Raw genomic sequence first — 1,863 nt, 5'->3', positions numbered from 1 at the left:
GGGCGGGGGTGTCTTGGTGCGGGTGCTCGTGGTGCCTCGGGTGAGGAGGCGACGGCTCCGGGGAGCCTCGGCGGGGGGCGGGGTCTTCTTGGCCGTATCGGCTAGCGACATGTCGACTTCTGTCGTTTTGGGCCCGGGCGTGTCGAATTTGGGTGTGTCGGTCTTGAACGTGACGGGCTTGAAAGTGAGGAGCTTGGAGGTGGCAGGTCTGGCCGTGACCACCCTGGAGGTGACCGGGCCCGGCGTGGTGCCCGCCCTGGGGGTGACCGGCCCGGACGTGGTGCCCACCCTGGTGGACGGGTCGGGCTTGGCTGCGGCTGCGGCTGGGCCGGACGCGCCGGGCTTGGCTGCGGCTGGGCCGGACGCGCCGGGCTTAGCTGTGGCTGGGCCGGACGGGTCGGGTTTGGCTGCGGCTGGGCTGGACGCGTCGGGCTTGGCTGCGGCTGGGCCGGACGCGTCGGGCTTGGCTGCGGCTGGGCCGGACGCGTCGGGCTTGGCTGCGGCTGGGCCGGACGGGTCGGGTTTGGCTGCGGCTGGGCTGGACACGTCGGGATCAGGTGCTGCGGACTTGGAGGCGTTGGAGTTGGGGGTGTCCGGCTTGGACGCGTCGGGCGTGGAGTTGTCCGGTTCGGATGCGTCCGGCTTGGACGTGTGCGGCTTGGACGTGTCCGATTCGGGCGCGGCCGGCTTGGGCTTGTCCGGTTCGGACGCGTCCGACTGGGACCGCTCGGGCTCAGCCGCGTCCGGCTTGGACGCCTCGGACTTGGGCGTGTCCGGCTCGAAGCTGCCCGCCTCAGCCACGCCCGGCTCGGACGCATCGGCCTTGAGCTGCTCCGGTACGGAGTTGTCGGCCTCAGCCGCGACCGGCCTGGACGCGTCGGACTTGGACATGTCCGTTACGGAGCCGCCCGCCTCAGCCACGCCCGGCTGGGACGCACCGGGGTTGGCGGCGACCGACGTGGACGCGTCCGCCCCGGAGCTGGCGGCCTCAGCCGCAACCAGCTCAGGTGCGTCCTCGGTGCTGCCCGCCCCAGCCGCGACCGGCGTGGACGCATCGGCCTTGAACGTGCCCGGCACGGAGCCACCCGCCTCGGCCACGTCCCGCTTGGACGCACCGAGGTCGGCACCGACCGGCTTGGGCCTGTTCGGCTCGGGGCTGTCGGCCTCAGCCGCGACCGGCTTGGGCGTGTTCGGCTCAGAACTGCCGACCTCAGCCGCAGCCGGCTTGGACGCATCGGCCTTGAACGTATCCGGTACGGAACCGCCCGCCTCAGCCACGTCCGGCCTGGGCGCATCCGCCTTGGACGCGTCCGGCACGGAGCCGACCGCCTCAGCCGCCACCGGCCTGGACGCCTCGGGATTGACCCCGTCGCGCTTGGCCGCCTCCTGCTTGGACGGCTTGGACCTGCCACGTTTGGCCGCGTCCGGCTCCGGCTTGACGCGCCTCGACTTGTCGCGCCTCAACGGCCCCGACCTGGACCTGCGCGGCTCCGGCGCGACCGGCTTGGGCGCGCCTGGCGCGGGCGTATCGCCGCCGGAAGTCGGACTTCCGTTTGTGTCGGCGTCCGGCGTGTCGGCCTCCTCCGAGAGGAGTTCCGGCTCCGACCGACGGGAAGGCGGCCGTTCGGCCCACGGGCGGTCGAAGCCGAGCCACCCGGAGGTGGGCCGGACGGTCTCCAGCCCGCCGATCGGCGGCCTCCCGGGGATCCGTACCTCGACCGTCACGGATTGGACCGCCACCGTTTGGGCGGGGCTCTCCCCGGAGCCGTCGACGGCCGGCGCCTTGCCCTCTACCCCGGCGTCGCCGGAATCGCCGGAGCCCGCAGCGCCCGCAGAGGCGGAAGTGGCGGCCCCACCCTTGAC

The 1,863-nt window shown here is 73.4% G+C and carries 1 protein-coding gene; it reads right to left on the bottom strand.

The window, feature by feature from the left end; all coding sequences use genetic code 11:
* On the bottom strand, positions 1–1,725 hold a 1,725-nt coding region (locus tag ACJA3G_RS36150; protein ID WP_406557265.1), incomplete at its 3' end, for a hypothetical protein.
* Positions 1,726–1,863: the final 138 nt, after the last annotated feature.

Origin of the sequence: Streptomyces sp. YS-3, from assembly GCF_045257485.1 — a bacterium.
GTDB lineage: Bacteria > Actinomycetota > Actinomycetes > Streptomycetales > Streptomycetaceae > Streptomyces.
This window is presented reverse-complemented; position numbering and strand designations above follow the sequence as displayed.